Below are 26739 nucleotides of genomic sequence, written 5' to 3' on the forward strand. Positions count from 1 at the left end.
ATGTCACGTTTTTCTTATACCACGGAAATGAAGAATTTCCTCAAGGTAGGGTTTGCTTCATGGAGAATTCCAGAATTGACAGAAAAGTTTAATAACCATTTCGGTCTTAAAAAAACTCCTGGGCAGATTAAGTCATGCCTGAAAAATAACGGCTTTACTTGTGGTCGGAGGGGAGGATGCAGCAAAGGTGAGCGGATTACCTTGCTCACTCCGGAGCAAGTTGAATTCGTAGAACGTAGATATAAAGAGATCACAAGGCATGAGCTCCTTGATGAACTCAATAGAAAGTTTGGTCTCTCCCTGAGACTTACGCAGCTTGTGGCGTTTATAAAAAAACACAAAATAACGTCCGGACGCACTGGGCAATACGAAAAAGGCTGCGTTTCATTTAATGCCGGGACTAAAGGTTTGATGAAGAAAAACTCTGGATCGTTTCAGCAAGGTCATCGACCGAAAAACTATAAACCGCTTGGCCATGAGAGGACAGATAAAGACGGGTACGTACTGGTCAAGGTTGCTGAGTGCAACCCATGGAACCATACAACATCCGGATGGTACCGGCATAAGCATGTAGTCATTTGGGAGGAGGTAAACGGTTCAGTTCCTAATGGCTATTGCGTTCGGTTTAAAGACGGAGATCGGCGTAATATCTGTCTGGAAAATCTCATATTAGTTTCTCGCGGGGAACATGTTCGCTTGACTCAAATGGGCTACGGAGATCAGCCTGATGAAATAAAACCTGTTCTGGTTGGTGTTGCGAAACTGGAGCAAGCAATCCACGAGAAGCGTTGTAAAACAACCTGAAGGATCCCGCGAACGAAAATGAAAGTGTTACCAAATTTGAGAAGATCAAAAAATGAAGCAGGAACAGACTGTAAAAAATGCCGTTAACAGCATCTGTTAAATTTTGTAAAAATTTAAAAATAATATGCAGTTATCCAAAATATTATAATAATGCATATCAAGAAAATTGCGCCCAGTATATTGTCATTTTGGATCAGGTTGATTGACCATATTGACAAGACGGAAGAAATGAGTGGCTCAAAACTGTTGTTCAACAGTTCGAAAAGCTCTTTTCTTGCAAATATCAGAAAAAAAATAAGTGAGACAACTAATATGCAGCCGAAAACAATTTCCATTAGACGTCCTTGTTTTTTTGTGAATAGCCTGGAACACCTTGAATTACAGGGAGTATTCTATATCAAGGGTAAAATTTAAACAAATTTTTTGCAGTATTTTCACAGTGTCGAGCAAAAAAAATTTCTTTTTCTTGGACCAAAGCGTCAGAACCCCGATTTGAGATGTCGGGATTTTTGAGATGCTCTGGTCCCCGGACGGGCGGCATGACAGGTAAATCGGTAGAGATGAAAAGACAGGATATTCCCGTTGTAGATTGGAAAAAATATCAAGAGACCAAAAATAAAGCGGATGTCCTTAGATTCCTGGTTGATTCTGGATGGATGATAAAAAGGCAGACGTTTTATAACCATTGTGCGTCTGGAAAATTGCGGGTGAACCGTGGTGGGGTTTATTCGAGTGGGATGGTCAGGAAGTATGCGGAAAAATATCTCATTCACAAGGCTGCCGGAACAACTTTGGAAGGTGCCGAAGAGAGTCTTGCTGTGCAAAAGACACAGCGGGAAATTAAAAGAATTGAAACTCAGGAGGCCCATGAGCGTTTTAAGCTCGATCTTCTGCGCGGCAAGTATCTGAAAAAATCAGATGTTTATGCCGAGTGGGCGGCTCGGGCCGTGGTGATCGACAGGGGGCTTGAGTATATGATCGAGGCCAATCTGGCAAAAATGATTGTCATGGTCGGTGGCGATCAGCAGAAGGCGCCCCAGCTCCTGGAGTATCTGATTGAACAGAAAAATATACAGATGAACGAATTCGCCAATATGGAGAATTTCCGGGTGGTGATGGAGCTTGAAGAGGAGAGCGAAAATGTCATTTAGGGCAACACGGCTGGTCGCCAGCTATGAAGACAGATCGGAACTGCATTTTGTCCAATCAACTGAGGGGTATGTCTGGATGCGGCCCCAAACGGACAAGGGCAAACGCTTGCGGTTTTATGAGACGGAAATTGTCGCAAGCTCAGACCGCGAGGCGCTGGCTGAGGTGCGGCGGATAGCGGACCAGGAATTTAGCGACCGTCTGTTTCCCGGGAAAATTTCACGGAGGTAAAGCGTGTTGACTTCCCCTGGGGCTCCCCCAACATACCATGTAAAACAGTTGCCGACATGGATGCGGAAATTGCCATCGCATATTCGCACTGGTTTTGACTGCACGACTTCTTTTTCAATATCTGAAAGAAGAGCTTATCGCAGAGCGAAAAAGATCCTGCCGTCCGAGTGGTGCGAAAAGTACCGTTTTATTACCCAGGGATCTATGGCCGGATCGCTGATGAAAATGGAGGTAACGCCCCATGTGGTCGGCCAGCTGGACGCAGCCGATCGTCCATTTGTCCGGTGTGTTGTTGTCTGCGCGGGGCCTCAGTCGGCAAAATCTACCATGGTCGACAGCTATATGGGCTACAGAATGGACAGGGCTCCAGGTCCTGCCCTTTCCGTTTATCCGGACAAGCTTACGGCGGAAAAGAATTGCCGTAAACGTATCCATACCATGATCGATATGTCTCCTCGGCTGCGCCGTCTGAAGACAGGTAACCGTGATGACATAACCAACTTGAGCGTTAAGTTGTCGACGATGGAGTTTCTTATGGGGTGGTCCGGATCTGCTATTTCCCTTTCAAACGAATCGATCATGCTGCTCGATCTGCAGGAGGTCGACAAATATCCGGAGTCGCCGAACAAAAAAGAGGCTGGCACTATCGAGGTTGCCGAAACCAGGGTTATAGCTTTTCCCAACAGCTATAAAATTTTTATCACATCAACTCCGACAACGGAAAACGGCCCGATCTGGCAAGCGCTGACAGTTGAGTGCGAGGTCATATACGATTACTACGCAAAATGCCCATATTGCGGGAAAGTGCAGCATATGGTGTTTGAAAACATCAAGTGGCCGAAAGGAGATGACGGTCATTCTATCGACTACAGGGACATTTTCCGGGAAAAACTTGCGTGGTATGAATGTGAGGAATGCTCGGCGAAATGGAGTGATTACGATCGGAACCAGGCTATCCAGACAAAGTCATGGTATGAGCGTCGATCAGACGGAAAGCGCGGGCTGAAACTCGAAGAGCACCTTGAAAAATTTCGTCCGGCATATATCGGTTTCCACCAGCCAAGCTGGATTTCTTCCCGCGTATCGCTGTCGAAGGTCGCTGCAGACTGGTTGCGGATAAAGGACCCGAGAAGGGATAAAAACCAGCAACGGAAAGCTCGAAAAAATTTCTATAACAAACATAAAGCCGAGGCATGGCTTGAGCGTGAGGTGACCAGAACCGACGATATGCTTCTGGCTTTGAAAGATGATCGCCCTGCAGGTGTTGTTCCCGGGAAAAACAAGGTTGCCGGCTTAGTCTTTGGGGCAGATACGCAGGACGACGGTTTCTGGTATTCCATTTACGCTATCGGTTACGGCAAGGTGCCTGAGCGGTGGCTGGTGCAGGATGGATTTGTTTTTTCCTTTGACGATCTGGAGGCTGTCCTCTGGGAGAATGTTTACAAGGATACGGACGGGAACATTTATCCTGTGCAGTTTGGGCTCCTTGACTCAATGGGGCACCGGACAAGTGAAGTTTATGATTTTTGCGATGGTTTCCCAGGATTGATATTGCCGTCAAAAGGTGAGCGCACAATGGCAACTCCCTATAATTATGCCGATGTGGAATTCTACCCCGGAACTGAAAAGAAAAAATTCCCAGGAAACCTTAAACGGGTACGGGTTAACACCACCCATTATAAGGACAAGCTTGACGGATTGTTCCGGGTGAAAGCGGCGGATCCTGGAGCGCTCCGGTTTCACTCCGAAATATCAGAAGACTTTGTCTTTCAGATGCTTGCTGAAGAACGGGACGAAAACGGGGTCTGGGTGAATGACAAAAACCGTGCAAACCATCAGTGGGACTGCGGCGTTCTTGCCCTGGTTGCCGCTGATATCAAGGGTATCCGGTTCTGGCCTACTCCGGAAGAAGCGCAGCAGGTGGTGAAGCCAATAAGGCAGAGAAAACAGAAACAAAAAAGGCAGAGGTGGTAAATGTCTGGGCTTGTTGGCATGAAGGCAATCTGTAACCATATGGGGCAGTCAGAGACCACTGTTTTAAAGCTCATCAGACAGGAAGGGTTTCCGGCAGTAAAGGTGTGCGGGACTTGGAATTCTGATTCGAGTGAGATTGAGGCGTGGCGAAAAGATAAAATCAGGATCGCAAGGGAAAATAATAATCAAAAATAATTAAAGGTATTTCTTCTTGTCGGTATTAATAAAATAATGTAGCATTCCTCAACCACTCAGAAGTAACGGTTCCATAAAATTCGGCATTTAACGGTATGTTTTTTATGGTTTTTAATCCTAACTTTAACCAAACTTGGGAGATAAGATCGTTATGAAAAAAGATAATGAAGAACAAAAAGTAAATGATCCTGGCAGACGCTCGGCTTTAAAGAAAATGGCTGTAGGTGCAGGTGCCGTAGCAGGAATAAGTTTACTGCCTGATAAGTGGTCTATCCCAGTCGTGGAATCAATTGTTGTGCCAGCTCACGCAGAGACTAGCGGACCAGCTCCTCTCCCAAGTGTTACAGTTACTATTATTAATAATAGTTCCCTTGGTGTCGGTTTCGACTATACAGGCCCCAGTGGCACAGAAGAGGTTGGGAATCTTGCCACACTTTCAAGCCTGACTGTTCAAGCAAAGCCATTAAGCGAAATGATAATACATCCAGAGGGCCATGTTGGCTTTTTGGATTACGTAGGTGATGGTGTAGCCAGCACTTTGGTTATTGACATATCCGCGACCGAAAGCCGTTTTATAGGTAATCTAGGACCTGGTGCTAGCGGAACTGTTACTATTACTGATAGTCGAGGTTAAAGGCGATGGGGGCAACGGAAGTTCTATGGGTTGCTTAGGTCGTATAGGAAAAATTCAACCTAACCTAAGATGTGTCCTTCCATTATCCGCAGCTTGCCGCCAAAAAGATAATAAACCATTGAACCCTCAGTTTGAGAGTTAATGGTTTATTTACAGACTCGCCGACGCATCTTTCCAAACGATACGTCGGCTTTTAAAGTCGTGTTGCTGGCTATCCAGAAAGCTTCAAAAAGGCAGTTAAGTTATACAGAATTATTTACAGAGTCGTTTCGGTTTCGTCGTCTGACGTTTTCCGCTTTCCCTGCTGTTTTCGCTGCTGTTTCTCTTCTTTCTTCTTTTTCTTCGCGAGTTCTTTCTGGCGCTTTTCGTACGAATAATTATTTCTGGTCAAGACTCCCTCCTGTATTTATGGTTTGTAATCGGAAACTCTGTCTTGAACCACCCCCAAATACCCCTGCAGATCGCCGAGGTATTTACGTGCTTCCGTGCAGGTCTTATTTTTTCTGGACAACATTTGCCGCAGCCGGGCCTTTTGGTCCCTCGACAATGTCAAAGGTGACCTCAGCCCCCTCAGTAAGGGTTTTAAACCCTTGTGCCTGAATTGCAGAATGATGAACAAAGATGTCCTCGCCCCCTTCCTGCTCAATAAAACCAAAACCCTTTGCATCATTGAACCATTTAACTATTCCTTTAGCCATTTTGTATTACTCCTCTTTCTTGGGGATATACCCCTTTCTTGATAATAGTCGAAATATCTCACTGAAATTTCGACACTTTGTGTTGATTTTCTGATGAAAATGCTATCTCAGTGCAGGTTTACGTACTCCGAAATCAAAAGTACATGCCCTTCTGCGACGGCTTTTCCCTCTGTTTATTTGTTTTACCGTAGTTTGTTGTTCCTCTCCAGCAGGAAGTGTTTTAACCTTGCTTTCGAGAGCCTCTGGGGGATGCTCAGCACGGCTTATCTTCTTGCCAAGACTACGTTCAATGGTGGAAATCATCTTCATGTCTTGAGGCTCCGCAAAGGTCATAGCCAGACCAGTACGATTGGCTCGTCCTGTCCTGCCCGTTCGATGAGTATAGGTTTCGACGGTGTCTGGCATATCGTAATTTATGACAAAAGAGACATCGTCGACATCGATTCCCCGCGCGGCAATATCAGTTGCCACCAGAATCCTGTATGTGCCGTTTCGAAAACCATCCATGGCCTGCTGCCTTTTGCTTTGAGACATATTGCCCTGGAGCGCAATAGCATTAAAACCGACTTTCTCCAGAATCCCGGCCAGACTTCGTGCCTTGTGTTTTGTTCGGGTGAAGACCAGGGTACAGGCGTTGCCGCCTTCGGCAAGAATGTTTTTCAGCAGGGCGTTTTTTTCCCCTTTAGAAACCTGATACAGGGAATGGGAAATTGTTGCCGCAGGAAGAGTATGACTGACCTGCACCGATACAGGGTTATGCAGAATATCCTGGGCCAGAGAACGAATAGCCTGGGGCATCGTCGCAGAAAAAACAAGTGATTGGCGTTTTTTGGGAAGCTGCCGGATTATCCGCTTTATATCAGGGAGAAAGCCCTTATCGAACATGTGGTCGGCTTCATCCAGAACCAGAACCTCGACAGAACGTAGATCAAAGTGCTTTTCATTCAGGAGGTCGATCAAACGCCCCGGACAGGCAACTAGAATATCTACTCCGTTGCGAATAGCTCTGATCTGCGGCTGTTTACCTACGCCACCGTAAACGACTGCGCTCTTCAGACCGGTCTTTTTAGCCATTTTGATAATGTTCTCATTGATCTGTTCCGCCAGTTCCCTGGTTGGTGCAACAATGAGGGCCCGGATTCCCTTCCTGGGGCTCTGGAGCAATACCTGTAAGAGTGGTAATACAAAAGCCGCTGTCTTGCCGGTACCTGTCTGGGCCAGGCCGAGCACGTCGTGGCCTGCCAAAATTTGAGGGATAGCTTCCTTCTGGATTGGGGTTGGAGATGTGTAACCGCAAGCTGCAATGCCTGCGTTGATTTTAGGGTCAAATTGAAAGTGGTTAAAACTCATAATGTCCTATAATGTTTCGTGATAAGGATCTGCAGACCGAATATTTTCCAGTCTGATGAAATCCTTTGTAAAGTCAAATAAATACGTGTTTTTTTGAAAATGATTTTAGACGAACGAATGGTCTTGTAACTTCTGCAATATCCGTCTTGGGTAAAATTTGATCAAACGTCATGCCCTGCACTTTCGTGATGAAACAAAGCAAGTGGTTTGATGGTATGCTGAATGTGAAATTGATTGCGGAACTCGGTTGCTAAAGTGACGATAAAGATCGTATGGTGCTGTAAGTATTCAGTATGGTGCTGTAAATATTTAATAAGTGCTTCAAGAATAACTAACAACGCGAGTAAAACAACGAGGTTGGCACGAAAGACCTGAAGAAATGGATGACTACTTAATTGTCTGATGCGACTATAGCCTTTTTTTTCGAATGTGCAAGTAATTATTATGCAGTAAATATTATTATATCCTTTTGCAAAGTGTTTTTGCTATGTCGTTGCGACAAGCATACCTAATATCTACGTCGCTTGCCTTTTTTCTGAGGCTTGGTTTCATTGCATATCAGATTTTTAAATAATAACTGTAGGTTAGAAATATTTTTGATCGTGTATTTTTAGAAACTGATTGTTGAATTTAACTTTGCCAGAATGAAGGTACTCAGTCCAGTCTTTCCCTTTGCCTTAAGATACTTCCTTTTTTTTGTAGGCCGTACTCTGAAACCATGGTTACGAAGTAGTTCGGTCTGTTGAAAGACTTTTCAGCAAGACCGGTCCGGCCCAGCCGCGCAAGAGGCAAATCGTGGATTTCCAAAACCTTGTCAACCGTAAAAACCGGTAAATACCGGTAAATACCCATCTCTGACCGGTAAATACCGGTAAATTTCCAAACCAGCCAAAAACGGCATGTATAATCGCTCCAAGCAAGTTGTGAAAAAAATACACAATATTTTTCATAAACAAAGGAGCGACGCAAATGGCATTTACTCAGACGGATATTGACAATATCGAAAGGGCTTTGGTCGATGTTGCCCTCGGTAAGCGTGTCACCTCAATTACAATTGACGGTGATCGAACCGATTTTGCCGATGGCGCGACTATTAATCAGCTTAAATCACTCCTTGCTTTAGTAAAATCCTCCGTCGCAGGTTCAAGTTTTTCCCCACGCACTATCGCCAAACATGGGAGGCGCAGATAATGGGTTCTGTCGTCTCGTTGAAAGATTTTAAACGTTACGCTGCCGGCAAGCCCAGCCGTTCCGGTGGTGACTGGCGACCTGTTGATAGCGGAATCAACGACCTAATCTCCATGGCCGGTCCTACCGTCCGGGCCAAGGTCCGGCAGCTTATCCGTGATTTTCCATATTTTGCCAGAGCCAAGAGAATTATCACCGACTTTACCGTCGGAGAGGGAATTTCGCTGCAGTCCAGGGCAAGTGGGGCTGATGGCAAATATAACAAAAGACTGGCGCAGCAGATCGAGGATGGCTATCGCTGGTTTTGCGATGAGGCTGATATTGCAGGAAAACTGCATCTCAAGGAGATGGAGCGTCTCTCCCGTGATCAGGATACCGAATGCGGCGAATATTTTTACATTAAAACCAGGTCAAAAAACAGGAATCGCTATGTTCCCCTGGCTCTGCAGATGTATGAGGCCGACTGGCTGACAACGTATGGCGCACAAGTTAAAAACCGTAATCACAGAATAGAGCAGGGTGTCGAATTTCACGCCGAAACCGGGGAAGTAAAAGCGTATCATTTTACCGACCCTAATGGTTACGGCAAGCCGCAGCGCATCGAGGCCGACCAGGTGATCCATGGGTTTGAGACGCTACGTCCCGGCCAGCTACGTGGGATTTCCCCTTTTACTCCAGGAGTTATCGTCACCGAAGATCTCAAGGACTGTATGGAAGGGGAGATTGATGGCTTTAAGTACGCCTCCAAATGGCTGGCAATAGTCAAGTCGATGGACCCGGTGGCCCGGCAGAAAGCGCTGACAACAAAAGAGGCGAATTTTCTCCAACCAATAGAAGAGCTGGAGAACGGCATTATCGAATATGTCAATCCTGGCGAAGATGTGCATTTGATGGCTAACCCCAGGCCGTCCGGCAACCTGGAACCGTTTGTCCGTCTCATTCTCTCCATGCTTTCGGTCTCAACCGGTGTTCCATATGAACTGCTTTCCGGTGATTATCATTGTCTGAACTGGGCTGTTATCAAGGTTGTCCGGGCTGATTTCAAGCATGTACTAAAGCCTGTATCTGCTCGCCACATCCGTCAGAACTGTCAGCCGATATTCAGGGCGTTTATGGACGACGCGGTTCTTTCCAACCGACTGAATATTCCAGGATACTTCTTTAATCCATATCCCTATCTGAAAGCTGTCTGGCAGCCGCCTGTCGCCGATCCGGTGGACAAACTGCGGGATGTGAAAGCCGACATTGAGGAAATGCAACAGAACCTGCGCTCGCCGCAGGAGGTTGTGGCGGCAAGAGGACGTCAGCTTGAAGATGTTCTCGACGAGATCGCCGACGCCAAGAAGATGATGAAAGACCGTGGACTTACTATGGAAGAGGTTTCTACGGCCCTGGCCAATAACCCGGCAGCATTACAAAAGGATTGAAAATGACCAAACGACAGTTTTACCGCTCTTTATCTCTGCGAATGGAAAAAGGCACTCCGTCCACTTACGACGAAAAGACCAGGTCGGTTGAGGTCGTGGTCGCGACTGAAGGCAGGGTTCGTGTTTACGATTGGAATCGAGGGGTAATTGATGAAATTCTGCTGATGTCCGGTCTCGAAATGCCTGATAATCGCCAGGTGCCGCTTCTCGATACCCACAGCCGTTATTCAAGTTATTCGGTTATCGGTTCCTGCCGCAATATGGCTGTTGAAAAAGAGGAACTGGTAGGGAGAGCTCATTTTTCTACTGTTCAGGAAGCAGAATCACAGCACACCAAGGTGCGTGAGGGACATCTCACTGACTTTTCTGCTGGGTATGAAATTTTGGAAGGTGGCGCGATCTGGGTCGAGGATGGAGAGAGCGCTGTAGTCGATGGCAGGAGTTTCGAGGGGCCGGTACGTGTCGTGTCGAAGTGGAGAATAAAAGAGTTAAGTGTCTGCCCAATCGGGGCGGATGGAAAAGCAAAGGCAAGGGCAGAATCGCCCGCGCCCCAACAAGAGGAACGACTCATGGACGAGAGATTGAGAGCATTCCTTGAGCGGCGAGGGCTGCCCAAGGACGCAACCGAAGAACAGGCATGGGAGTATTTTGGCCGTATGAGCGATGAAGATCAGCGTAAAGGGCAACGTTCCGCAGGAGCCAATAATCATACCGGTGGCAGCGGTCACCAGCCAGCGCAAATAGATCCGGCAGTGGCGGCACAAAATGCGATTGAGGCGGAGAGGAAGAGAAGTGCGGAAATTCAGTCAATGTGCCGATCGCACGGTTTTGACGACCTTGCCATCACTCTGGTTGCTGATGGTTCGAGCATTGAGCAAGCTCGTAAAACGGTAATGGATGAGATTCTCAAACGGCAGCAGGGTGACGGCGGATATGGCTTCCGTGCTCCTGTCGAGGTCGGCGTTGAGGAGATGCAGAAATTCCGCGCGGCCAGTCAGGACGCGATCATGGTTCGGGCCGGGGTGCCGGTTGAACAGCCTGCGCCTGGTTTCGATGAATTGGCCGGTCGTTCTCTGGTTGACCTTGCCAGGATGTCATTGATTCGATCCGGTAGATCAGACGCCGGTCGACCGCTCGACGTTGTCGGTCGGGCGCTTACGACCTCAGAGTTCCCGGTAATTCTCGGTAATACGGCAAATCTATCATTGATGTCTGGGTGGGATGCTTCCGGGGAAACATGGCAAATCTGGTGTGATACCGGATCGGTTTCGAATTTTCTTACCCACAAACAGGCAAGAGCGTCCGAGACTTCCGATCTTGATGAGATTCCGGAGGGCCAGGAATACAAGTATGGTGAGCGGTCTGAGGCGTTCGAGGAGTATGCCATCGCGACCTATGGGAAGCTCTTTGCCATAACCCGCCAGGCAATTATAAACGACGATATCGGCGCTCTTACCGATATACCGTTTGCTCACGGTGAGGCTGCTGCCAGAAAGGTCGGAGATATAGTTTACGCAGTGCCTATAGCAAACTCCGTAATGGGTGACGGCAAGGCGCTTTTTATCGCCGCGCATAACAACATCCTTACCGGAGGAGTAGTTTCCGAAACCACGCTCAACGAGGGTTATACCAAAATGGGCCTGCAAAAAGATATCGCCGGAAAGCGTGGGCTCAATATTTCTCCTGAATATTTTATCGGTCCCAAATCTATCCAGGGTTCAGCGGAAATATTTTTTAACTCCAACCAGTTTGCCGCCGACAACAAAGGGGCGACTAGGACCAATATCTATTCCGGCAACAAGCTGACCAGGGTCTACGATTCACGCCTTGATGATGACTCTACCACGGCATGGTATCTGGCAGCGAGGAAAGGCAAGACCGTTAAGGTCTTTTTCCTCGACGGAATCCAGAAGCCGTACCTTGAGCAGAAGTCAGGTTGGTCAGTTGATGGTGTCGAGCATAAGGTCCGGATCGACGCAGGGGCAAAGGCCATGGATTGGCGCGGTCTTTCCAAAAATGCCGGAGCGTAATGGGGTTGTTCCGGTGATGGACGCAGCTAGTTTCCTCTCCTGGCTGGCTGCGTCCAGCTGTAAAGAATAGGGGGGAAACGAAAATATCATTTATTGAGGGGATAACAATGCAAAATTCCGCACTTGAGAACAGAAAGAAAGTCGCTCTCTTTCAGTATGATTTTGAAAAAGACGGCGGCGCTGTTGGCGATATAACCCTTCGCGGTCCGTCGATTCCGGATGGCGCTCTTGTTGACTTCGGTCTTATCGATGTGCAGACCGCTCCAACCAGTGGCGGTGCCGCAACTATAGCTCTGGAACTTGCATCTGCAGGTGACGTAAAAGCTGCTACTGCAATCGCCTCCTTTGCCACTGGTCCGGTGTCTGCCGTTCCTGACAAAACAGCGGGGAATGCTATCAAGTTGGCAGCGAATGCTTCGCTTACCATGACCATTGCTGCAGCCGACCTTACTGCCGGTAAGATTGTGGTCGCTCTTGAATATTTTATGACCGAGTAAGACGATGACATCTTTTCGTGACCTGCAGCTGTCAGTCCTGGTCGACGCTTTCTCACCGGAAAAATTCGGCCAGGTTGTCAATTATAACGGCACTGATCTAAACGCTATTTTCCGTTCCCAGGGCAAGGACCGTGATAATCGTAATGGTTCTGCCGATGTCGGAAAATTGCAGGTTATGAAATCGGATATCCCCGAGTGGAATTATGGGGATGAGGTCCTCGTTGACGGTAGATGGTGGAAGGTCAAAAAAGAAGTTGAAGGTTCAACCTGGTTTAAATGGATGCTCCATGTTGAGCGTGATGTGAGGCACAAGCCATGAGTGGTCCGTCTGGAGCCAGAATGGTTGTTCGTAATATGAACAATTTTCGCCAGGAGCTGAAAAGCTACGATGAAAATCGGCGAAAGACCGGTGAAATCGCGGTGCGTGTGGAAGCGTTTCGGCTCTCGAAGTTGTTGAAAAAACAGATGCGTGGTGGTGGGGCTGGTGGCAAACAGTTCGCCCCGTTGCGAACGGTTTCCAAGGCTGTTCCATCAGGCCGGAGAAAACCTTTGGCGGCCCTGGCTATTGCCGTCCGTTACTGGGCTGAGACATTGAGTGATGGCCGGGTTTTCTCGGTCGGTTTTAACAAGAATAAAGTTATCAGTTTTCGTGGGACAAATGATCCGAACCATAATCTCTCGTCGTCATGGGTAAGAATTGCGGAAGTGATGCAGGAAGGGGTCGAACATCCAGTAATGGATCGTGGATTATGGTTTGCGCGTAGGGGCGGTCGATATGAAAAAATAGGTAAGTACCCACGGTTGAGGAAATACTTTTTCCTGCGTAAATCAACGACCTTTTTCAGGACTCCGGCAAGGCCGATTATTGACCCGTTCTGGCAGCAAAACAAGATGGATGCAGAACGAAATATCATATCAAACTACAACCGTAAAATGCGAGGCGAAAAAATCTGATGGATGCCAACGTGTTGACCTCTTCTTTTCAGCTTGCAGTTGCAAATAACGCAGGTTTCGTCGCCTGGTGCGTTGAAAAATATAACAGCGAACCTGTTGTCCAGGTTGGTCTTAATCTTGAAGACCCTCCGGACGGATATAACTATCCTCTGGTGGCTATCAGTTTTGCCACTAAAAGAGGAGGGTTGGGATCTGATAGAGAGACATTGCTCTATGCCGTATCGTTTGCAATTCTTGACGACGCCGCTCCGGATGTTGACGGAAAGCTGAAAACATACCGTCAGGTGGTCGACCTGGAAGAGGGGCGGCAATTGCTGGTAAAGGCTCTTGCGTCTGCCGATCTGGATGGAGGTCAATTCGGTGAGATAGAGGTTGAAAACGATCCTGTGGAATTCTTCCCTATCTTTTCCACCAATATGGCGATTCCGGTTACCAGGCCGTATGTGTTTCGCGAAGATAAACTCATTTAGGAGACTGCTATGGCTCTTACTCCAAACAATTTCCCGGCGGCGGTGGAGAGAATCCACGAGCTGGAGAAAGAAGTAGAAGAACTGAAAAACGAAAACATCCGGTTAGCGACTGCTCTTAAAGAGGTTCAAGGCTTTCCCCCGGATGCATCGATTAACTCCACAGAGGAGAAAGGATAATGTCTGGAGCACTTGATTATTTGACTGCTGCTGATGCGGCCATCGTTCTGAATTACGGTAAAGCTGAACAAGCTGTGGTGAAGGGTTTGAATAAACTTTCCCCACCAGGGTTTGAGCGTCAGGTTATTACCCTGGATGAGTTTCGTCAGGCTTTTGACCGAAAGTTTCTCGGGTCTGGCGCATACAATGATATCAGCTATGCAGGGTGGTTGATTGCCGATGATCATGATGGGCAGGGAGCTTTGAAGCAAGCTGCGCTCAACGGTACCAAGCTGGTTGGTCGTGACCTGCTCGGTTTTCTTGACTACAACCACTTTTTCACCACAGATCTGGCAAACGATCCATCGTCCTCGATGCAAATTTCCGGGGCTCTCTCCGGGGAGGCTGGCAAAAACGATGCTTTCCCGGTGTCCGGGAAGATCGTTCCCAATGGTCGGTTGGCAATCTATACCGCTCATATGGTGGAATCTGCCACTCCGACTCTTGCCTTTGTCGACGGCGCTGGCAGTAACGACACTATCACCGATTCGGCAAGCGGTTTTATTACTGCAGGTTTTGTTGCCGGAATGACTCTGCTTATTTTCGATTCTACATCAAACGATGCGGTTAACACCACTATCACCAATGTGGCTGCGGGAGTATTGACCCTGGCGTGTAAGTCTGTGGTTTCTTCTGAGGCCGGTATCGAGGGAATGGAAATCCACGGCGGCACCATTTAAGGACGACCGTTTTAAGATAAAAATGGCCCGGAGTCCGGGCCTGAAAAAAACAGGAGAAACAGTATGCCACGGCTTATCGGGAAAATTGAGGTCTGGTTTCCTTATATGGACGATGAAAAAGAGGGGAGGGTCCTTATTCAGAATCTGACCGACGAGGATCTGTCGGCGATCAAATCAAAGGCTTTGACTGAACGTGCGGTCTATGACCCGGAAAGAAACACCACGGTTACCGAAAGGGTGTTTAACCAGGAGGTTGACCGCGCTGAAACCGCTATCAGGACGGTGAAGGATTGGGAAGGCTTTTTCGACGAGGACGGCGTGAAAATGGAATGTACAGACCAGAATAAGGCTCGCTGGTCTTGTTCGTCTCAGTTCATGGTTTTTATCAACGGAAAACGCAAAATTGTAGACGAACAAGCCAGAGAGAGGGCGAAGGCTGCGTCAAAAAACTAATCGACTTTGCCGCCTGGTTGTCCGGGGTGGGGCGGCAAAGCTGCAGAGATTGCAAGGCGACATACGCGGCAAGAAACAAAAAGGCACCCTGGGACAAAGTTGCTCCGGTCAAAAAGGATCCTCCGTGCCGCAAATGCAAACCGGAGGAAAATCAAGACAACAAGCAGGTTTTTGATGTGTACAGCCGTTGCAGCGATCAGTGGCGGGAGTCTGGCGGTCTCTGGATTGCAAACGCTGATATTGAGGCTGCTATGGACGTTATTGGTGTTCCGGTAGGTGACCGGTTGGATCTTTTTGACCAGGTTAAACTTCTTGCCTCAGAGGTGGCTTTGCATATTGGTAAGGAGCGGGAAAAGCGGCGGCAGGAAGAGGAAGAGAAATTGAAGAACAGGGGAAAGGCGAGGTAATTCAATGGCGCAGCTCAAAGTCGACCTTGTGGTTGATGATAAAGGAAAGCTGGTTATTACCGGTTTCGGCAAAGAGGTCGACCGCGTTATGTACTCGTCCAGGGCCGCTGTTGCCGATTTCGGTCGCCAGGTTGCTATTGGTGGTGCTGCTCTGACCGCTTTTGTTGCTGCCGGTGGATATGCCGTTTCTCAGTTTACAAAAGTTGCCGACACCTACTCTCTGATTGAAAGCCGTCTCAAGCTGGTTACAGATGGAACCGAGCAGCTCAACCGTGTTCAGGAAAAGCTGTATCAGAGTGCGCAGGACACCTATCAGGGGTATGAAGCGACAGCCGGACTCTATACAGGTCTTGCCAGGTCAACCAAGGAGCTCAATATCTCAGAGGAGAGGCTGCTTGGAATAACCGAGTCTCTTAATAAGTCGATGGCCGTTTCCGGTGCTTCCCAGGAGGCCCAGGCCAACTCGATGCAGCAGCTGAACCAGGCAATGTTTGGAGGGATCGTTCGTGCTGAAGAATTTAATTCTGTCATGGACAACACGCCTCGGGTTCTGGAGGCGGTTGCTGACGGTATGGGCGTTACCATGGGAGAACTTCGCCAGAAGATGCTTGATGGCAAGTTGACCGCTGAGCTTTTCCTGGAGAGTTTTGAAAAAGGCGCTGGCAGAATAGACGAGGAATTTTCCCAACTGCCGCTCACGGTTGAACGGGCAACTACTTATCTTGGCAATGTATGGGAGTCCATAATCGATGGGGCAAACGACACCTCCGGAGCAACAGGATCAATCGCTCAGTCGATAAAGGATCTTGCCGATACTGTCGAGGAAAACAAGGATGGGATTATTTCTTTGTTTTCCAATCTGATTGATGCTTCTGCCTGGGTAATCGGTGCGATTGCCAATATAGCCAAAAGTTTTGAGGGGTGGGCTGCTGTCGTCGATGGCGAACTCGGATTTTTTGAATTTGCCACCATGAATGCTGAAGAGCTCGCGGTGTGGCTTGAAAAAGACCGGCAGGGCATTGTCGACCTGGAAAAGAAAATTGAAGAGTTGGGAAGAAAGCGTAAAGAGGTCGCTTATTCCTATGCTCTTACCAGCGAAGCGAGAAAGGCAAAACAGGCTGAGCTGAAGGCGATTGATGCTCAGATTGCTGCTCACAAGCTGCAGATCAAGGTTATTAAAAATCTGTCTCAGGTTGTAGAGGAAGAATATCACGACCCATGGATACAAGGGGCAAAGGAGGTTGTAAAGGGTACAGAAAAAGTCACCTACACGCAAAAGCAGCTCAATAAGTTTGTCAAAGACGGCGAAAAACTTGGGGAAGATCTCTGGCTGGTCCACGACAAGGGAATGAAAAAAGCAAACATGCGAGGCATTCAGCTTGTCGGGACAATGGAAGAGCTCAAAGAAAAAACCGCCAAAGTTGATGGAGCCCTTTCTGAATTCTTTGACGATCTTGACGATGGATCCTACCAGGCCACAACCAGTATGTCAGATGATTGGGAAGAACTTTCTTCATCAATTGAGACAAATTTCAAAACAATGGTTGGCGACTCCCTGAGAGGTGAATTTGACAGTATTGGTGATGCCTTTAAATCGCTAATTGACGACATGCTTTCAACGTTTCTCGGAATGGTTGCTGAGATGATGGCCAGTGAGGCGTGGAAGTGGCTGACGTCTTGGTTTACTGGAGATGAGTATTCTTTCGGTGGTTTCAGTTTTGGTGGCGGTTCTGGTGGCGGCGTTGGTGATTTGATGAGTTGGGGGTCTGCCTTAAAAACCGGGGTTTCAAAAGTGGGAGGGTGGCTTGGGATAACCAGCGCAACTTCTACTGCCCCAGCCGCTATTGCAAGCACTACTCCGGCGTATGTTGCCGGTGGAGCACCGCTCGCCTCCGCTCCAGCATACTCTCTCATGCCGTACAGCACGACTGGGACGCTTGCCGGGGCCGCAGGGGCGACTGGAACAGCAACAAGTGTTAATGCCGGAACGCAGCTTGCACTCGCAGAAGGGACATATGGAAGCTCGCTTGGCGGCGGTGGCGGCGCAGCCATGGCCGGAGCAGGGGTTGCTGCTGCTGCGGTGTTCGGGGCGAAAATGATAGCCGAATGGGGCGCGGACGGCAGCCTGTACGACCAGCTCCAACAGGCTGCCGTCGGAATTCAAGAATTGCAAGCTGCAGGGGTTGGGGACACACTTACCAGGATTACCGGAGATACTGCTGAGAACTTGGATGCCCTGGCCGATGATTTTGAGGCGTTTACCCATGTGTCGGCAAATGCGTCCGGGGTCATGTATTTGGCACGAGAGTCAATGGATGGCCTCACAACCTCCGTCGATTCGTCGGTTATGGTGTTGAACCAGGCTACAGGCGAGTGGGTCGACCAGACCAGCGCGTTTTCAGCGATGATGGGTTCTATGAGCGATGCGCTTGCCGGGGCGTCTGAGGTATCGATGGACGTTGTCCGGGCCACGGCACACCGGATTGCAGCGGAGCGAGGGCTTCCGAGTCTCGAAGATGAACTTGCCGCCGCGTTTATGGTCAATTACGGGGCCGCAACCGACCTTAACCAGGCGATGAAGATGCTTGCTGCAGGAACTGCATCGTCTGCCGATTCCATTTCCTCTTCTGCCAGACGTGTTGCCAGTTTTCGAAATTTTGATGTCCGGGTTTATAACCCGATGAACGAGGGACGCAGGGCTGATGGCGGCTTACTTCCACGAGGGTACGCGACGTTTAACGACGGAGGTATTCTCCAAGGTGGGTCCGGAATACGTGATGACCTATACCTCGGGACCATAAACGGCCAGGCGCAGATTGCTATGGGTGGCGAGTATATTATCAATACATATTCGACCGCCAAGCATAAGCAACTGCTTGATTATATCAATGCAGATCGGTATGCGGGTGGCGGTCACGTTCGGTCTACAGCTGTACCTTTGTCGTATGGTTCCTATTTTCCTGGAGGTCTGGATTTAGAAACTATGCTCCTGCAAATTTTAACGCATGTCAAAAAAGCTGCAGATGTCCTGAGACGCATAGAACATACCGGGTTGCCGGTTTCCAGTAGAGTTGGTGTGAGTGGATGAAAGTCATATACCCTGAGCCAATAGCAATGACCTATACAAATGTCGCTGTGAATTCTGAGAGTGAGTGGTCAGATTCAACGACGTATACCGTTGGTGATCTTGTGCAGGTTACTGATCAGACTCCGCATCGTGTATACAAGTCATTGCGCGGGAACAACACCGATAAATACCCGCCTGACAATGTTGATCCTCAGACTATAGAGTCTGCAAGTTCCACCAGTAACACGGTTGGTACCGGTGCAAAGACGTTTACGGTAGCTACAGGTCTTGGTTTTGTCGCCGGTATGGTTGTCAATATTGCCAAATCATCAACGCCTTTGTCGGTCAATATGACTGCTGAAATCACTAGTTACAACTCAGGTACCGGCGCACTTGGTGTGTCTGTGTATTCGAGCAAGGGTGATGGTACTCATGCCGCCTGGACTATTACCAGCGAAGATGAAATCGGTTTCTGGAAATTGGTGGAGAGTACGAATCAGTACAAGATGTTTGATGAATACGTCAATACCAAGACGGTTAATCTGAATTTAATCAGCGTGAAACTCAATGTCCAGCGTGCCGACAATATTGCCTTATTTGGTTTGACTGGCAATAAAGTAACTGTTGCTCTTTGGGATGCCACCGAGACCACAAAATATTGGGAAGAGGCTGTTGACCTTACTTATGGTGCGGCCATAGTCCAGCAGATCTCTGACTGGTATGAGTATTTTTTTGGTGAATATTCGGTAAAAGAAGAGGTGTCGCTTCGCTCAATTGTAAGCACGTACAATGGGGTACTCACGATAGATATAGCTGCTGAAACAGGTACGAATGCTGAGTGCGGGAATGTCGTTGTTGGCAGAGGGTTGGGTATCGGGAAGCTGCAGCATGGTGTGAAAGCAGGGATTATCGATTTTTCCCAAAAGGAGACTGATGATATTGGTCGAACCTCTATTACTCCTGGATATTGGGCAAAAACAAACAATATGAATGTGTTTGTTGAAAATATCGTTGTTGATGCAGTTTACAGAAAAATTTCATCTTTACGTGGAATCCCAACCGCCTGGATAGGCGATGAGACCGATGGGATGGAGATGCTTTTGGTCTTTGGGCTATTTAAAGATTTTTCAATTACCGTCTCCGGACCGTTTCATTCATGGTGCGACCTGGAGATAGAGGGGCTTATTTAAGAGGACATTATGGCTTTGAACATTCCGTCAATTACTTTACTTCCGGACCCGCCGTCAAAATCTGATCCTGCAAATTTTGCAGCTAGGGCTGATGCTTTTCTTGATGCGCTGGCTGATTTCTGTACCGAGTTGAACGCGTCTGTTGCGGAGCTGAACACGATTACCAGCGGTCTTGACCAGCAAACAGTTATGGTTGCCTGGGGTAATACCACAACCTATGATTTCCCGGACGTAGTGGCTGGGAGTGACGGTTATTCGTACCGATGCATTGACACCGGCGTACTGAACGTTGATCCGACCACTGACGATGGAACATATTGGTTGAAAATCAGCAATGTGATTCCGACAGGAGGGGGAAAAGGGCAAGTGCTGATAAAACCATCCAACTCTGATTTTGATACAGAGTGGGCGGATTTTCATCATAAAAACTTATTGATAAACGCTCTCGGACGCATCAACCAGGAAGATGTTTCAGGAACAGTTGTACTGTCTGCCGGAGAATATGGCCATGATGGGTGGAAAGCAGGTTCGGGTGGTTGCACATACACCTTCTCAACCACCGGAAATACAACCACCTTCACCATCACTTCCGGGACATTGCTCCAGATAATCGAAGATAAAAATGTCCCTGGAGGTAGCGTTGTCCTGTCATGGACAGGAACAGCACAGGCTCGTATCGATTCTGGCTCTTACGGAGATAGCGGAGAAGTAACCGCAACTTTTACAGAAGGGACTCAGACGCAGGTTGAGTTTGGAACCGGAACATTCAGCACGCCACAATTAGAAAGTGGAACGGTACCAACAAGTTTTGAGTATGTGGACTACCAGACAGACTTTGTTAAGTGTGAGCGATATTTGCGGCTGATCTACTGGAAGGGCATGATGCTTTCCGGGCGTTCTACAAACAGTTCCGTTCTTGGTTCGATTCCACTTAATCCTCCGATGAGGGCAACACCAACAGTATTAAAAAATCAAAGTTCAGGGTGGCAAGTACTGCAGTCCGGATACTCTTACGCTCCATCGTCAAGCCCGACGTTCACCACGACAGCAACGACCAAAGAACTTCTACAGATAAATTCAGACGGTGTCTACACGACACTGCCAGATCAGTCTATGGCCCTATCCGGTAACTCAGTGAATCACCTCATTTTAGACGCTCGCCTGTAAGGAGAATACAGTATGTATAAATATGAAAACGCAGAAGGGACGGTTGTGTCTGACCTGATGACTGGACGGTCAAATATTACGCCTTCAAGCAGGTTTTGGGCGGATTTCCAAGAATGGCTTGCCAAAGGGAACACGCCGGAAGCTTTTAGAACCCAGGAAGAGTTGGACGCTATAACAGCTCTTGAGACCCGGGTGGCAGAGTTGGAGGCTGAACGGAATGCTGCCGGGATTCGAGATATAACCCCGCAACAGGCTAAGGACTGGATCGACAACGAATTTGCGAGTGCATCGACCAATCCCGAGATAGTAGCTGTGATAAAGAAGATTCTCAAGAAGATTGTTGTGTTCCTTCTTCGGTAAACAAAAGTGAGGTGATGGGATGAAGATTTTTATCAATTTGTTTCTGCTGACCACGGTGTCTTTTCTTCTGAGTGGATGTTTCCCGGGGATGTCCACTCAAAGCACAATTAAAATGTTTGACGAAGCCGGCAAAGTGACAGCCACAATAACCGGCGCTGCGGTCCAGCGTGATTTCCTCTATACCGACCAGCATAAGAACCGGGATAACCAGACGGCGAAAATGTTCAAGAACTCAGGGGTTCAGGTCGAGATGGAGATGATCACGCTTGCCGACGGCAGCAAGGCATATCTGCCGAAAAAATTCTCGATTCGCGGAGAGCCGAAGTTCCAGCAGAATCTTGAAACCAGGCCGCCGGATCACCGAGGTTGGCAGACTGCCGACAAAGTGCTTGATGTTCTGACCTTCGGCTTGGGGTCATATTACCTGAACGATTTTGGAAAACATGCGGTAAGCAGTTCGCAACCGGCCTATCAAGGGGATTACAACTATCAATCGTACAACCCGCAGACTGCGGAGCCTTACATGGTACCGGTGGAGTAGTGCCATGCATGAAGGTGTACCTATTGATGTCACAGTAAGAAAAGTTGGCGGGGTGTATGTCTTGAAAAATCCTGGTTGCAAAGAGGTGTGTTCCATCCTTGACGAAAATAACAAGCTTGTGCGTCCATGTAAGTTTTATGACCATGGTTTGCATGGACTCGGGACATGTAAGAAAGATTGTTGAGGCTAAACGTTTATCCTGGGAGGATAAATAATGAGCATTGCAAAAAAGATCATCTACAACACAGTTTCGAAGTATCTGAAGCACCTGTCTGACAGAAATGTAGATGACATTATCTACATGAAGCAAGGGAAGGACAGTTCAGTCTTGATCCTCACTCAGCCTTTCCATGCTTATGGTATCACGGTTCCGTCCGGCTATAAATGGAACGGGGCAAGCTCGCCACCTGGCCCGGCTCGGATGGTAATCCCTAAATTTCATAAAATGATCAAGACCAGCTGCCGGCACGATCGGGCGTGCGAACTGGCAAAAAACAAGTTTGATCGATTAATGGCCGATATCGTTTTTTTTCTCATGGCGCATGAGGTGGAAGGAATGAAGTTGTGGCGCGCTGTTTCCGGTTTAGCTGGAGTCAGGATCGGCGCACATCTTGGAATTGGAAACAAATATTAATCTGGTTGTCGAAATGGATGGTGGCAAATTGGAGATCGACGGCAGGACAGCACTTACCGGTGCGGCATTTCTGGTCACATGGATTGTGCAAATTATAGCCTATGTGCGCAAGGATGAAAAAATCAGGTCCCAGGTGCAAGCGAACAGTGATGCTATAGAGAAACTTACTAAGGTACTTGCAAATGAAAACGGGGAACCGCATTTTATCACTGAAAATCGCTGCGAACGTACACAGGAATCTTGCAACAAGCTGAACAATGAGCGATTTACTCAGGTGGCCAAGGAGTTGTCAGATCAAAACAAAGCGATCGGGACCCTGACCGGGAAAGTTGATGGCCTGCGCGGTGACATACTGGAATATGTGCTCAAAAACAAGATAAAAAACTGACATGGACTTGATCGATGAACTCAAACGGCATGAGGGGTTCTCACCTCGTCCCTACCTGTGTCCTGCAGGAGTTTTGACAATAGGGTATGGGTTCACCTATTTGACCGAAGAAGAGGCACATATGATCTTAAAAACGAGAGTTAAACGGCTCCATAACCAGCTGTTGCCTTCAATGAAAAACCTGTCACCTGCCAGACAGGAGGTGCTTGTGAACATGTCGTTCAACCTGGGTGTCGAAGGATTGTTCAAATTTCGGCGCATGTGGGCGGCAATCCGGGCCCATAATTTTGATCTCGCCGCAGATGAGATGCTTGATTCAAAGTGGGCGCGTCAGGTAGGCAGCAGGGCTGAAGAGTTGTCTGAGAAAATGCGAAAAGGGTGATCAGCTGTAATAAACAGGATTCTGGACAGTTACAGAAATCCTGCCCCTCTTCATTGAGGGGCCGCCCCAAAAGAAACAGCCCCCTTTTAAAGAGAAAAGTATAGGACTTTATCTGTTATCGACAGATCCCTTTATTACATCGGTTACTGCAACAATCACTGTTATCACTACATTCCTCTTTGAATCCATTGCAGGTGACAGCAGGACAGTCAGCCGGGCAGGAGGTAGTATTCTCGTCAGTTTCACAGATTTTGTTACCACAAACAGAGGGCTGACAATCAATTGCGCACACATCGTATGTTTCCCCGCTCTCACAGATACCATCACCACAGCAATAGGAAGCCAAACAATCAGGGCAAGTGGGTCCATCCTTGGATAAATTGCACTTACCGTCTGCAACATGTTTGAAGCATTCACTCACATCACCATCACCCACTGTTCCAGAGTCACAGTCGGAAGGGCAAGTAAAACAGTCTTCTCCTGGATCGCCGCAATAACCATTGCCGCATAAGGGGTCACATCTATCGTTCACTTCATTGCAGATCTCATTTGAAGCGCATGGGTCACCTGAACTGCCGCATCCTCCGTTGGCTTCATTGCACACCTCTGTGCCATCACAGAAGGATCCATTCTGTTCGCAGGATACAGGTGTCCCTTCCTGACAGGTACCGCTTACACAGATTTCCACACCGTTACAGTAAATGCCATCGTCGCATTCCTGGTCGGTTTCACAACCTGTAGAGGTCAAACTGAAGTTGGCCATTGCAAAACCCAGGTTATGTGCGTGTCCATCATAGGCGATCCAGAAAGTACCGTCGCCGTTTGGTCCTCCACCACCCCAACTGTTTTTACAGAGAAATGCACCTTTGCTGTCATCCCATCCGATCAACAGTACCGCATGACCACCTACATAGCGATTGTCATAGTTAATGTACACTGCGTCAGGGTTATTACTGTACCAGTAATCATAAAAATCATCATAGACATTGTATCGCCAATAACTTGGCCCGTTGATAACGAGAGAGTTCTTAAACCCTTCTGTTGTTTGAGGAACCGTATGATAATCAAAAACGCGGTACCCTAATTGTTCCGCTGCTTCCTCAATGCAGTCTGTCGAATCAGAGCCAGTGTAGGGGAAATAACTCTCATCTACTGGTCCTTGACCATTTTCTTCATTGTAATACTGTATGGCGGTTGAAGTGCCCCCCGAGCAACCCCACATAGCTGTATTGCAGGAAACCTGTTGTTGCTCGGAAAGATCCTCCAGGCGGTCCACGCCGTATTGCTTGAGCAGGTGTGATTCAAAGGCGCCCACGGTGGCAAAAGCCCAACAGCTGCCGCAGGAACCCTGATCTTTTGGTGGCGTGACGAAGCCGTAATCTCTTGCATCGTAGCTTCCGGGCAGAGGTATATCTAAAGCCATATCCATGGGTTGGAGTTTTAAGAGCTTTTTGTAGACTGCAGGTGGCAGTTTAAAGTCTCCCAATTGGTGTCTGTTGGGGTCTGTATATCCCGGAGAGACTGTCATAGCCATCAATATGGCAGTTGATACCAGGAGCCCCAGCCATTTTTTATAGTTGCTTTTCTCTTTCACGATGATCTCCTTTGGTTCAAAATTTTTGATGAGATACAAACCGGATTTATAAATTCTCAAATGCTCTTTTAATTCACGGTATTGATTTTATCAGTTGTCTTTGTACTAAGGAGGTTAATGACTGCCAGCTATTGTTTTGCCTTTTGTGGTAAAGAACGTAATCTTAGTAATATGCGGCGATGTTTGAATGCTCCCTGATCGAGGTACTGGTTGATAAATATCACTGAGTGTATAGAAAATAGACGAATCAATCCATATTAGAAAACTATTCTATTAGAATAATTGTATTGGATCGTTAATAACCTTGTCAATCATCAGCAAAACAACATTTTGCCACTATAGGTCGTTGCTGTTGGATCACCTGAAGTCTAAATTCGAAAAGAAAATTATCGATGTTTGACCAAGACAAGACGGAAGGTTATTAATCGAACCGTCAGCCTGAAAGAGAACACCAAAAAACAGATTGTTACATTGGATAACGATATCTGCAATTTACAGGTTTAAATGAAGTTCAGGGTAGTCAAGTTTTGAGATCTGGGCAATCAGTCCGGCGTCGTCATAGTGGGTATAGGTCTTTTGCATTCGGTCGCCGACATGGCCGATGATTTCCTCCGCCGCGGAATCCTGAACTCCGCAGATTGCCATCCGGGAACGGGCCGTATGGCGAAAGGAGTAGAAGTCGATGTTCTGCCTTAACCTGGATCCGTCTTGCAGGAAAGTGTTTGTTCTGGCTGTTTCAAACGCTGAGCGGTAGATTTTATATGGATGTGTTTTCTGGCCGTGGCTGTTCGGGATGAATACGTATTTGAGAGTGCAGTCGTCTTTGGTGCCGGATCCCGGCCCGTTTCTCTTCTCAAGCTGCTCCCGCAGCTGTTGTTCCTTTGCCGATCTTAATCCTTCAAGGTGGCGAATTATTTTGGCGGCAACGGGGTGTGCCGGCACAAAACGGGTTTCCGTTTTGGTACCGACCTTGGAAAAGCCTCCACGCTCCAGGTCAACGTGGCCGAGGTGGATTGCTTTTTTTTTGCTTTCTTTTATTTCCCTTGCCGTTGGCGGGGACCATCTGAGATACGCTGCTTCGGTCGGCCTCATGCCGGTGTGAAGCAGGAACATAAGATATAAATAAAGAGTCTTGTTTCGATCACCGAATTTTGCAAGATACTTTTCAGAGGTTATAAATCTGTTGATGTGACCTGATCTGATTTTTTCCAGGAAGACGATCAGTTCATTTTCCTTGATGACCCGGTCAAGTTTCTCCTCCCTGGACGGATGTTTCTTTTTAGGTCGTACAATGTTTCTCTCCGGGCTCTCCACGGTAACTCCCCAGGTGCGGGCGGCGTCATACACCATTTTGATAAAAGAGAGCTCCTGGCACAATTTGGAGGATCCTACGCCGTCGATATTTTGGCGGTGGGTGACATACTCATACATTCTGCTCGGAGTGATCTGGGACAGCAGGGTCTTGTCTCCAAAATAATCAAGGATCTTGTTCTGGGCAAAATGATATCCGTTGATGGTGGCCCTGCTTTTATGGGAGCATCCCTTGATGAATTTATCGCTGGCTTCCCCGAGCTTCATATCGCCCTCGGGGACCTCCCCGGGCAATGGCTGTCCGGTGTGTAGCAGGTGCTCGGTTTGTTCCCGCCATTCGATTGCTTCGGAAAGTTTATCCCTTGTTGCCTGGAAAACTTGTCCCTTATACTGAACCCTGACCCGGTAGGTCATACCCCACCGCGTTTCCCTCGCTTCGATATTTCTCATTGGTTTTTTATTTTTCGCCATGAGCTCACTCCGTTTCGGTCCGCCCAGCTATTTCTCAGGGCAGTTTTTTGGGCAGTTTTTTCGATCTTAACATAAACAAATTGTTAAAATCCACCAAAACAGATCAATGTGAACAGTGTGACGAACTATAAAAAACCATAAAAAAAAGGGCGTTAAGCTATTGAATTAGCTTAACGCCCTGAATTTTCAAGTGGTCGGGATGAGAGGATTTGAACCTCCGACCCCTTGTCCCCCAGACAAGTGCGCTAACCAGGCTGCGCTACATCCCGACTCGTGC

Annotated in this window: 29 protein-coding genes and 1 tRNA gene; 24 read left to right on the forward strand and 6 right to left on the reverse strand. The window is 47.8% G+C overall.

The window, feature by feature from the left end; translation table 11 throughout:
- The 5 genes from BLQ17_RS07005 (at position 1) to BLQ17_RS07035 (ending at position 4987) form a co-directional block, all read left to right on the forward strand.
- Positions 1-804, forward strand: a complete 804-nt coding sequence (locus tag BLQ17_RS07005) for an HNH endonuclease signature motif containing protein (protein ID WP_092221265.1) — start codon at positions 1-3, stop codon at positions 802-804.
- A gap of 737 nt (positions 805-1541) precedes the next feature.
- On the forward strand, positions 1542-1955 hold the full coding sequence (locus BLQ17_RS07015; protein ID WP_143005456.1) for a hypothetical protein: 414 nt from the start codon (positions 1542-1544) through the stop codon (positions 1953-1955).
- Positions 1945-2184, forward strand: a complete 240-nt coding sequence (locus tag BLQ17_RS07020) for a hypothetical protein (RefSeq protein WP_092221270.1) — start codon at positions 1945-1947, stop codon at positions 2182-2184. Before BLQ17_RS07015 ends, BLQ17_RS07020 begins: the two co-directional genes overlap by 11 nt.
- A gap of 204 nt (positions 2185-2388) precedes the next feature.
- Entirely contained in the window at positions 2389-4158 is a 1770-nt protein-coding gene (locus BLQ17_RS07025; RefSeq protein WP_176761119.1) for a terminase gpA endonuclease subunit, read from the forward strand.
- A gap of 346 nt (positions 4159-4504) precedes the next feature.
- The gene (locus tag BLQ17_RS07035; RefSeq protein WP_092221276.1) at positions 4505-4987 is read left to right on the forward strand and encodes a hypothetical protein; all 483 of its coding nucleotides are present in this window, start codon (positions 4505-4507) and stop codon (positions 4985-4987) included.
- Positions 4988-5243: 256 nt separating this feature from the next.
- Here the strand turns inward: BLQ17_RS07035 and BLQ17_RS23385 are convergent, their stop codons facing one another.
- The 3 genes from BLQ17_RS23385 to BLQ17_RS07045 all read right to left on the reverse strand — a co-directional run bounded on the left by BLQ17_RS23385 (position 5244) and on the right by BLQ17_RS07045 (position 7035).
- Entirely contained in the window at positions 5244-5378 is a 135-nt protein-coding gene (locus tag BLQ17_RS23385; RefSeq protein WP_281180506.1) for a hypothetical protein, read from the reverse strand.
- Positions 5379-5481: 103 nt separating this feature from the next.
- Entirely contained in the window at positions 5482-5685 is a 204-nt protein-coding gene (locus BLQ17_RS07040; protein ID WP_092221278.1) for a cold-shock protein, read from the reverse strand.
- Between the two features lie 102 nt (positions 5686-5787).
- Positions 5788-7035, reverse strand: a complete 1248-nt coding sequence (locus BLQ17_RS07045; RefSeq protein ID WP_092221280.1) for a DEAD/DEAH box helicase — start codon at positions 7033-7035, stop codon at positions 5788-5790.
- Positions 7036-8004: 969 nt separating this feature from the next.
- On the opposite strand from BLQ17_RS07045, the gene BLQ17_RS07055 reads away from it, so the two are divergent.
- From BLQ17_RS07055 to BLQ17_RS07140, 19 genes are all read left to right on the forward strand, one after another.
- A complete protein-coding gene (locus BLQ17_RS07055) occupies positions 8005-8226 on the forward strand; it encodes a hypothetical protein (RefSeq protein ID WP_092221284.1) in 222 nt (73 codons plus the stop codon).
- On the forward strand, positions 8226-9650 hold the full coding sequence (locus BLQ17_RS07060) for a phage portal protein (RefSeq protein WP_092221286.1): 1425 nt from the start codon (positions 8226-8228) through the stop codon (positions 9648-9650). The genes BLQ17_RS07055 and BLQ17_RS07060 overlap by 1 nt, the downstream gene beginning before the upstream one ends.
- A gap of 2 nt (positions 9651-9652) precedes the next feature.
- Positions 9653-11680: a prohead protease/major capsid protein fusion protein gene (locus BLQ17_RS07065; RefSeq protein ID WP_092221288.1), complete on the forward strand. Its 2028-nt coding sequence runs from the start codon at positions 9653-9655 to the stop codon at positions 11678-11680.
- A gap of 107 nt (positions 11681-11787) precedes the next feature.
- Positions 11788-12177, forward strand: a complete 390-nt coding sequence (locus BLQ17_RS07070; protein WP_092221290.1) for a hypothetical protein — start codon at positions 11788-11790, stop codon at positions 12175-12177.
- Between the two features lie 4 nt (positions 12178-12181).
- Positions 12182-12496, forward strand: a complete 315-nt coding sequence (locus BLQ17_RS07075) for a head-tail joining protein (RefSeq protein ID WP_092221292.1) — start codon at positions 12182-12184, stop codon at positions 12494-12496.
- Between the two features lie 20 nt (positions 12497-12516).
- A complete protein-coding gene (locus BLQ17_RS07080) occupies positions 12517-13131 on the forward strand; it encodes a hypothetical protein (RefSeq protein WP_092221293.1) in 615 nt (204 codons plus the stop codon).
- Positions 13131-13601, forward strand: a complete 471-nt coding sequence (locus tag BLQ17_RS07085) for a hypothetical protein (protein ID WP_092221295.1) — start codon at positions 13131-13133, stop codon at positions 13599-13601. Before BLQ17_RS07080 ends, BLQ17_RS07085 begins: the two co-directional genes overlap by 1 nt.
- A gap of 9 nt (positions 13602-13610) precedes the next feature.
- Positions 13611-13778, forward strand: a complete 168-nt coding sequence (locus BLQ17_RS22525; protein WP_176761120.1) for a hypothetical protein — start codon at positions 13611-13613, stop codon at positions 13776-13778.
- Entirely contained in the window at positions 13778-14497 is a 720-nt protein-coding gene (locus BLQ17_RS07090; protein WP_092221297.1) for a hypothetical protein, read from the forward strand. Before BLQ17_RS22525 ends, BLQ17_RS07090 begins: the two co-directional genes overlap by 1 nt.
- Before the next feature lie 63 nt (positions 14498-14560).
- Positions 14561-14950 carry a hypothetical protein gene (locus BLQ17_RS07095; protein WP_092221299.1) on the forward strand — a complete coding sequence of 130 codons (390 nt, stop codon included), beginning with the start codon at positions 14561-14563 and terminating at the stop codon, positions 14948-14950.
- Between the two features lie 26 nt (positions 14951-14976).
- Positions 14977-15357, forward strand: coding sequence for a DUF1799 domain-containing protein (locus BLQ17_RS23650; RefSeq protein ID WP_281180507.1), 381 nt, complete (start codon positions 14977-14979; stop codon positions 15355-15357).
- 4 nt (positions 15358-15361) lie between these two features.
- Positions 15362-18445: a tape measure protein gene (locus tag BLQ17_RS07105; protein WP_092221302.1), complete on the forward strand. Its 3084-nt coding sequence runs from the start codon at positions 15362-15364 to the stop codon at positions 18443-18445.
- Positions 18442-19614, forward strand: a complete 1173-nt coding sequence (locus BLQ17_RS07110; protein ID WP_092221304.1) for a hypothetical protein — start codon at positions 18442-18444, stop codon at positions 19612-19614. Before BLQ17_RS07105 ends, BLQ17_RS07110 begins: the two co-directional genes overlap by 4 nt.
- Positions 19615-19623: 9 nt before the next feature.
- On the forward strand, positions 19624-20781 hold the full coding sequence (locus BLQ17_RS07115) for a hypothetical protein (protein ID WP_092221306.1): 1158 nt from the start codon (positions 19624-19626) through the stop codon (positions 20779-20781).
- A gap of 12 nt (positions 20782-20793) precedes the next feature.
- The gene (locus BLQ17_RS07120; protein ID WP_092221308.1) at positions 20794-21141 is read left to right on the forward strand and encodes a hypothetical protein; all 348 of its coding nucleotides are present in this window, start codon (positions 20794-20796) and stop codon (positions 21139-21141) included.
- A 19-nt stretch (positions 21142-21160) separates the two neighbouring features.
- Positions 21161-21682 (forward strand): hypothetical protein, encoded by a 522-nt coding sequence (locus BLQ17_RS07125; protein WP_092221310.1) that lies wholly within the window; start codon positions 21161-21163, stop codon positions 21680-21682.
- A gap of 214 nt (positions 21683-21896) precedes the next feature.
- On the forward strand, positions 21897-22316 hold the full coding sequence (locus BLQ17_RS07130; protein WP_092221312.1) for a DUF1353 domain-containing protein: 420 nt from the start codon (positions 21897-21899) through the stop codon (positions 22314-22316).
- Between the two features lie 13 nt (positions 22317-22329).
- Positions 22330-22704, forward strand: coding sequence for a hypothetical protein (locus BLQ17_RS07135; protein ID WP_143005457.1), 375 nt, complete (start codon positions 22330-22332; stop codon positions 22702-22704).
- A 1-nt stretch (position 22705) separates the two neighbouring features.
- On the forward strand, positions 22706-23086 hold the full coding sequence (locus tag BLQ17_RS07140; protein ID WP_092221316.1) for a glycoside hydrolase family protein: 381 nt from the start codon (positions 22706-22708) through the stop codon (positions 23084-23086).
- 115 nt (positions 23087-23201) lie between these two features.
- Here the strand turns inward: BLQ17_RS07140 and BLQ17_RS07145 are convergent, their stop codons facing one another.
- From BLQ17_RS07145 to BLQ17_RS07155, 3 genes are all read right to left on the reverse strand, one after another.
- A complete protein-coding gene (locus BLQ17_RS07145) occupies positions 23202-24680 on the reverse strand; it encodes a C1 family peptidase (RefSeq protein WP_092221318.1) in 1479 nt (492 codons plus the stop codon).
- A 492-nt stretch (positions 24681-25172) separates the two neighbouring features.
- On the reverse strand, positions 25173-26462 hold the full coding sequence (locus BLQ17_RS07150) for a tyrosine-type recombinase/integrase (RefSeq protein ID WP_092221320.1): 1290 nt from the start codon (positions 26460-26462) through the stop codon (positions 25173-25175).
- Between the two features lie 191 nt (positions 26463-26653).
- Positions 26654-26731, reverse strand: a tRNA-Pro gene (locus tag BLQ17_RS07155).
- Positions 26732-26739: the final 8 nt, after the last annotated feature.

Origin of the sequence: Desulforhopalus singaporensis (assembly GCF_900104445.1) — a bacterium.
Taxonomy (GTDB): domain Bacteria; phylum Desulfobacterota; class Desulfobulbia; order Desulfobulbales; family Desulfocapsaceae; genus Desulforhopalus_A; species Desulforhopalus_A singaporensis.

Excerpts from the sequence above, each read along its gene's own strand:
- BLQ17_RS07135 (WP_143005457.1), top strand. The coding sequence starts at position 22,330 with ATGGATGGTGGCAAATTGGAGATCGACGGCAGGACAGCACTTACCGGT.
- BLQ17_RS07070 (WP_092221290.1), top strand. The coding sequence starts at position 11,788 with ATGCAAAATTCCGCACTTGAGAACAGAAAGAAAGTCGCTCTCTTTCAG.
- BLQ17_RS07090 (WP_092221297.1), top strand. The coding sequence starts at position 13,778 with ATGTCTGGAGCACTTGATTATTTGACTGCTGCTGATGCGGCCATCGTT.
- BLQ17_RS07020 (WP_092221270.1), top strand. The coding sequence starts at position 1,945 with ATGTCATTTAGGGCAACACGGCTGGTCGCCAGCTATGAAGACAGATCG.
- BLQ17_RS07065 (WP_092221288.1), top strand. The coding sequence starts at position 9,653 with ATGACCAAACGACAGTTTTACCGCTCTTTATCTCTGCGAATGGAAAAA.
- BLQ17_RS07140 (WP_092221316.1), top strand. The coding sequence starts at position 22,706 with ATGGACTTGATCGATGAACTCAAACGGCATGAGGGGTTCTCACCTCGT.
- BLQ17_RS07120 (WP_092221308.1), top strand. The coding sequence starts at position 20,794 with ATGTATAAATATGAAAACGCAGAAGGGACGGTTGTGTCTGACCTGATG.
- BLQ17_RS07005 (WP_092221265.1), top strand. The coding sequence starts at position 1 with ATGTCACGTTTTTCTTATACCACGGAAATGAAGAATTTCCTCAAGGTA.
- BLQ17_RS07025 (WP_176761119.1), top strand. The coding sequence starts at position 2,389 with ATGGCCGGATCGCTGATGAAAATGGAGGTAACGCCCCATGTGGTCGGC.
- BLQ17_RS07080 (WP_092221293.1), top strand. The coding sequence starts at position 12,517 with ATGGTTGTTCGTAATATGAACAATTTTCGCCAGGAGCTGAAAAGCTAC.
- BLQ17_RS07105 (WP_092221302.1), top strand. The coding sequence starts at position 15,362 with ATGGCGCAGCTCAAAGTCGACCTTGTGGTTGATGATAAAGGAAAGCTG.
- BLQ17_RS07110 (WP_092221304.1), top strand. The coding sequence starts at position 18,442 with ATGAAAGTCATATACCCTGAGCCAATAGCAATGACCTATACAAATGTC.
- BLQ17_RS07085 (WP_092221295.1), top strand. The coding sequence starts at position 13,131 with ATGGATGCCAACGTGTTGACCTCTTCTTTTCAGCTTGCAGTTGCAAAT.
- BLQ17_RS07045 (WP_092221280.1), bottom strand. The coding sequence starts at position 7,035 with ATGAGTTTTAACCACTTTCAATTTGACCCTAAAATCAACGCAGGCATT.
- BLQ17_RS07130 (WP_092221312.1), top strand. The coding sequence starts at position 21,897 with ATGAGCATTGCAAAAAAGATCATCTACAACACAGTTTCGAAGTATCTG.
- BLQ17_RS07115 (WP_092221306.1), top strand. The coding sequence starts at position 19,624 with ATGGCTTTGAACATTCCGTCAATTACTTTACTTCCGGACCCGCCGTCA.
- BLQ17_RS07060 (WP_092221286.1), top strand. The coding sequence starts at position 8,226 with ATGGGTTCTGTCGTCTCGTTGAAAGATTTTAAACGTTACGCTGCCGGC.
- BLQ17_RS07035 (WP_092221276.1), top strand. The coding sequence starts at position 4,505 with ATGAAAAAAGATAATGAAGAACAAAAAGTAAATGATCCTGGCAGACGC.
- BLQ17_RS07055 (WP_092221284.1), top strand. The coding sequence starts at position 8,005 with ATGGCATTTACTCAGACGGATATTGACAATATCGAAAGGGCTTTGGTC.
- BLQ17_RS07075 (WP_092221292.1), top strand. The coding sequence starts at position 12,182 with ATGACATCTTTTCGTGACCTGCAGCTGTCAGTCCTGGTCGACGCTTTC.
- BLQ17_RS07095 (WP_092221299.1), top strand. The coding sequence starts at position 14,561 with ATGCCACGGCTTATCGGGAAAATTGAGGTCTGGTTTCCTTATATGGAC.
- BLQ17_RS07015 (WP_143005456.1), top strand. The coding sequence starts at position 1,542 with ATGGTCAGGAAGTATGCGGAAAAATATCTCATTCACAAGGCTGCCGGA.
- BLQ17_RS07125 (WP_092221310.1), top strand. The coding sequence starts at position 21,161 with ATGAAGATTTTTATCAATTTGTTTCTGCTGACCACGGTGTCTTTTCTT.
- BLQ17_RS07150 (WP_092221320.1), bottom strand. The coding sequence starts at position 26,462 with ATGGCGAAAAATAAAAAACCAATGAGAAATATCGAAGCGAGGGAAACG.
- BLQ17_RS07040 (WP_092221278.1), bottom strand. The coding sequence starts at position 5,685 with ATGGCTAAAGGAATAGTTAAATGGTTCAATGATGCAAAGGGTTTTGGT.
- BLQ17_RS22525 (WP_176761120.1), top strand. The coding sequence starts at position 13,611 with ATGGCTCTTACTCCAAACAATTTCCCGGCGGCGGTGGAGAGAATCCAC.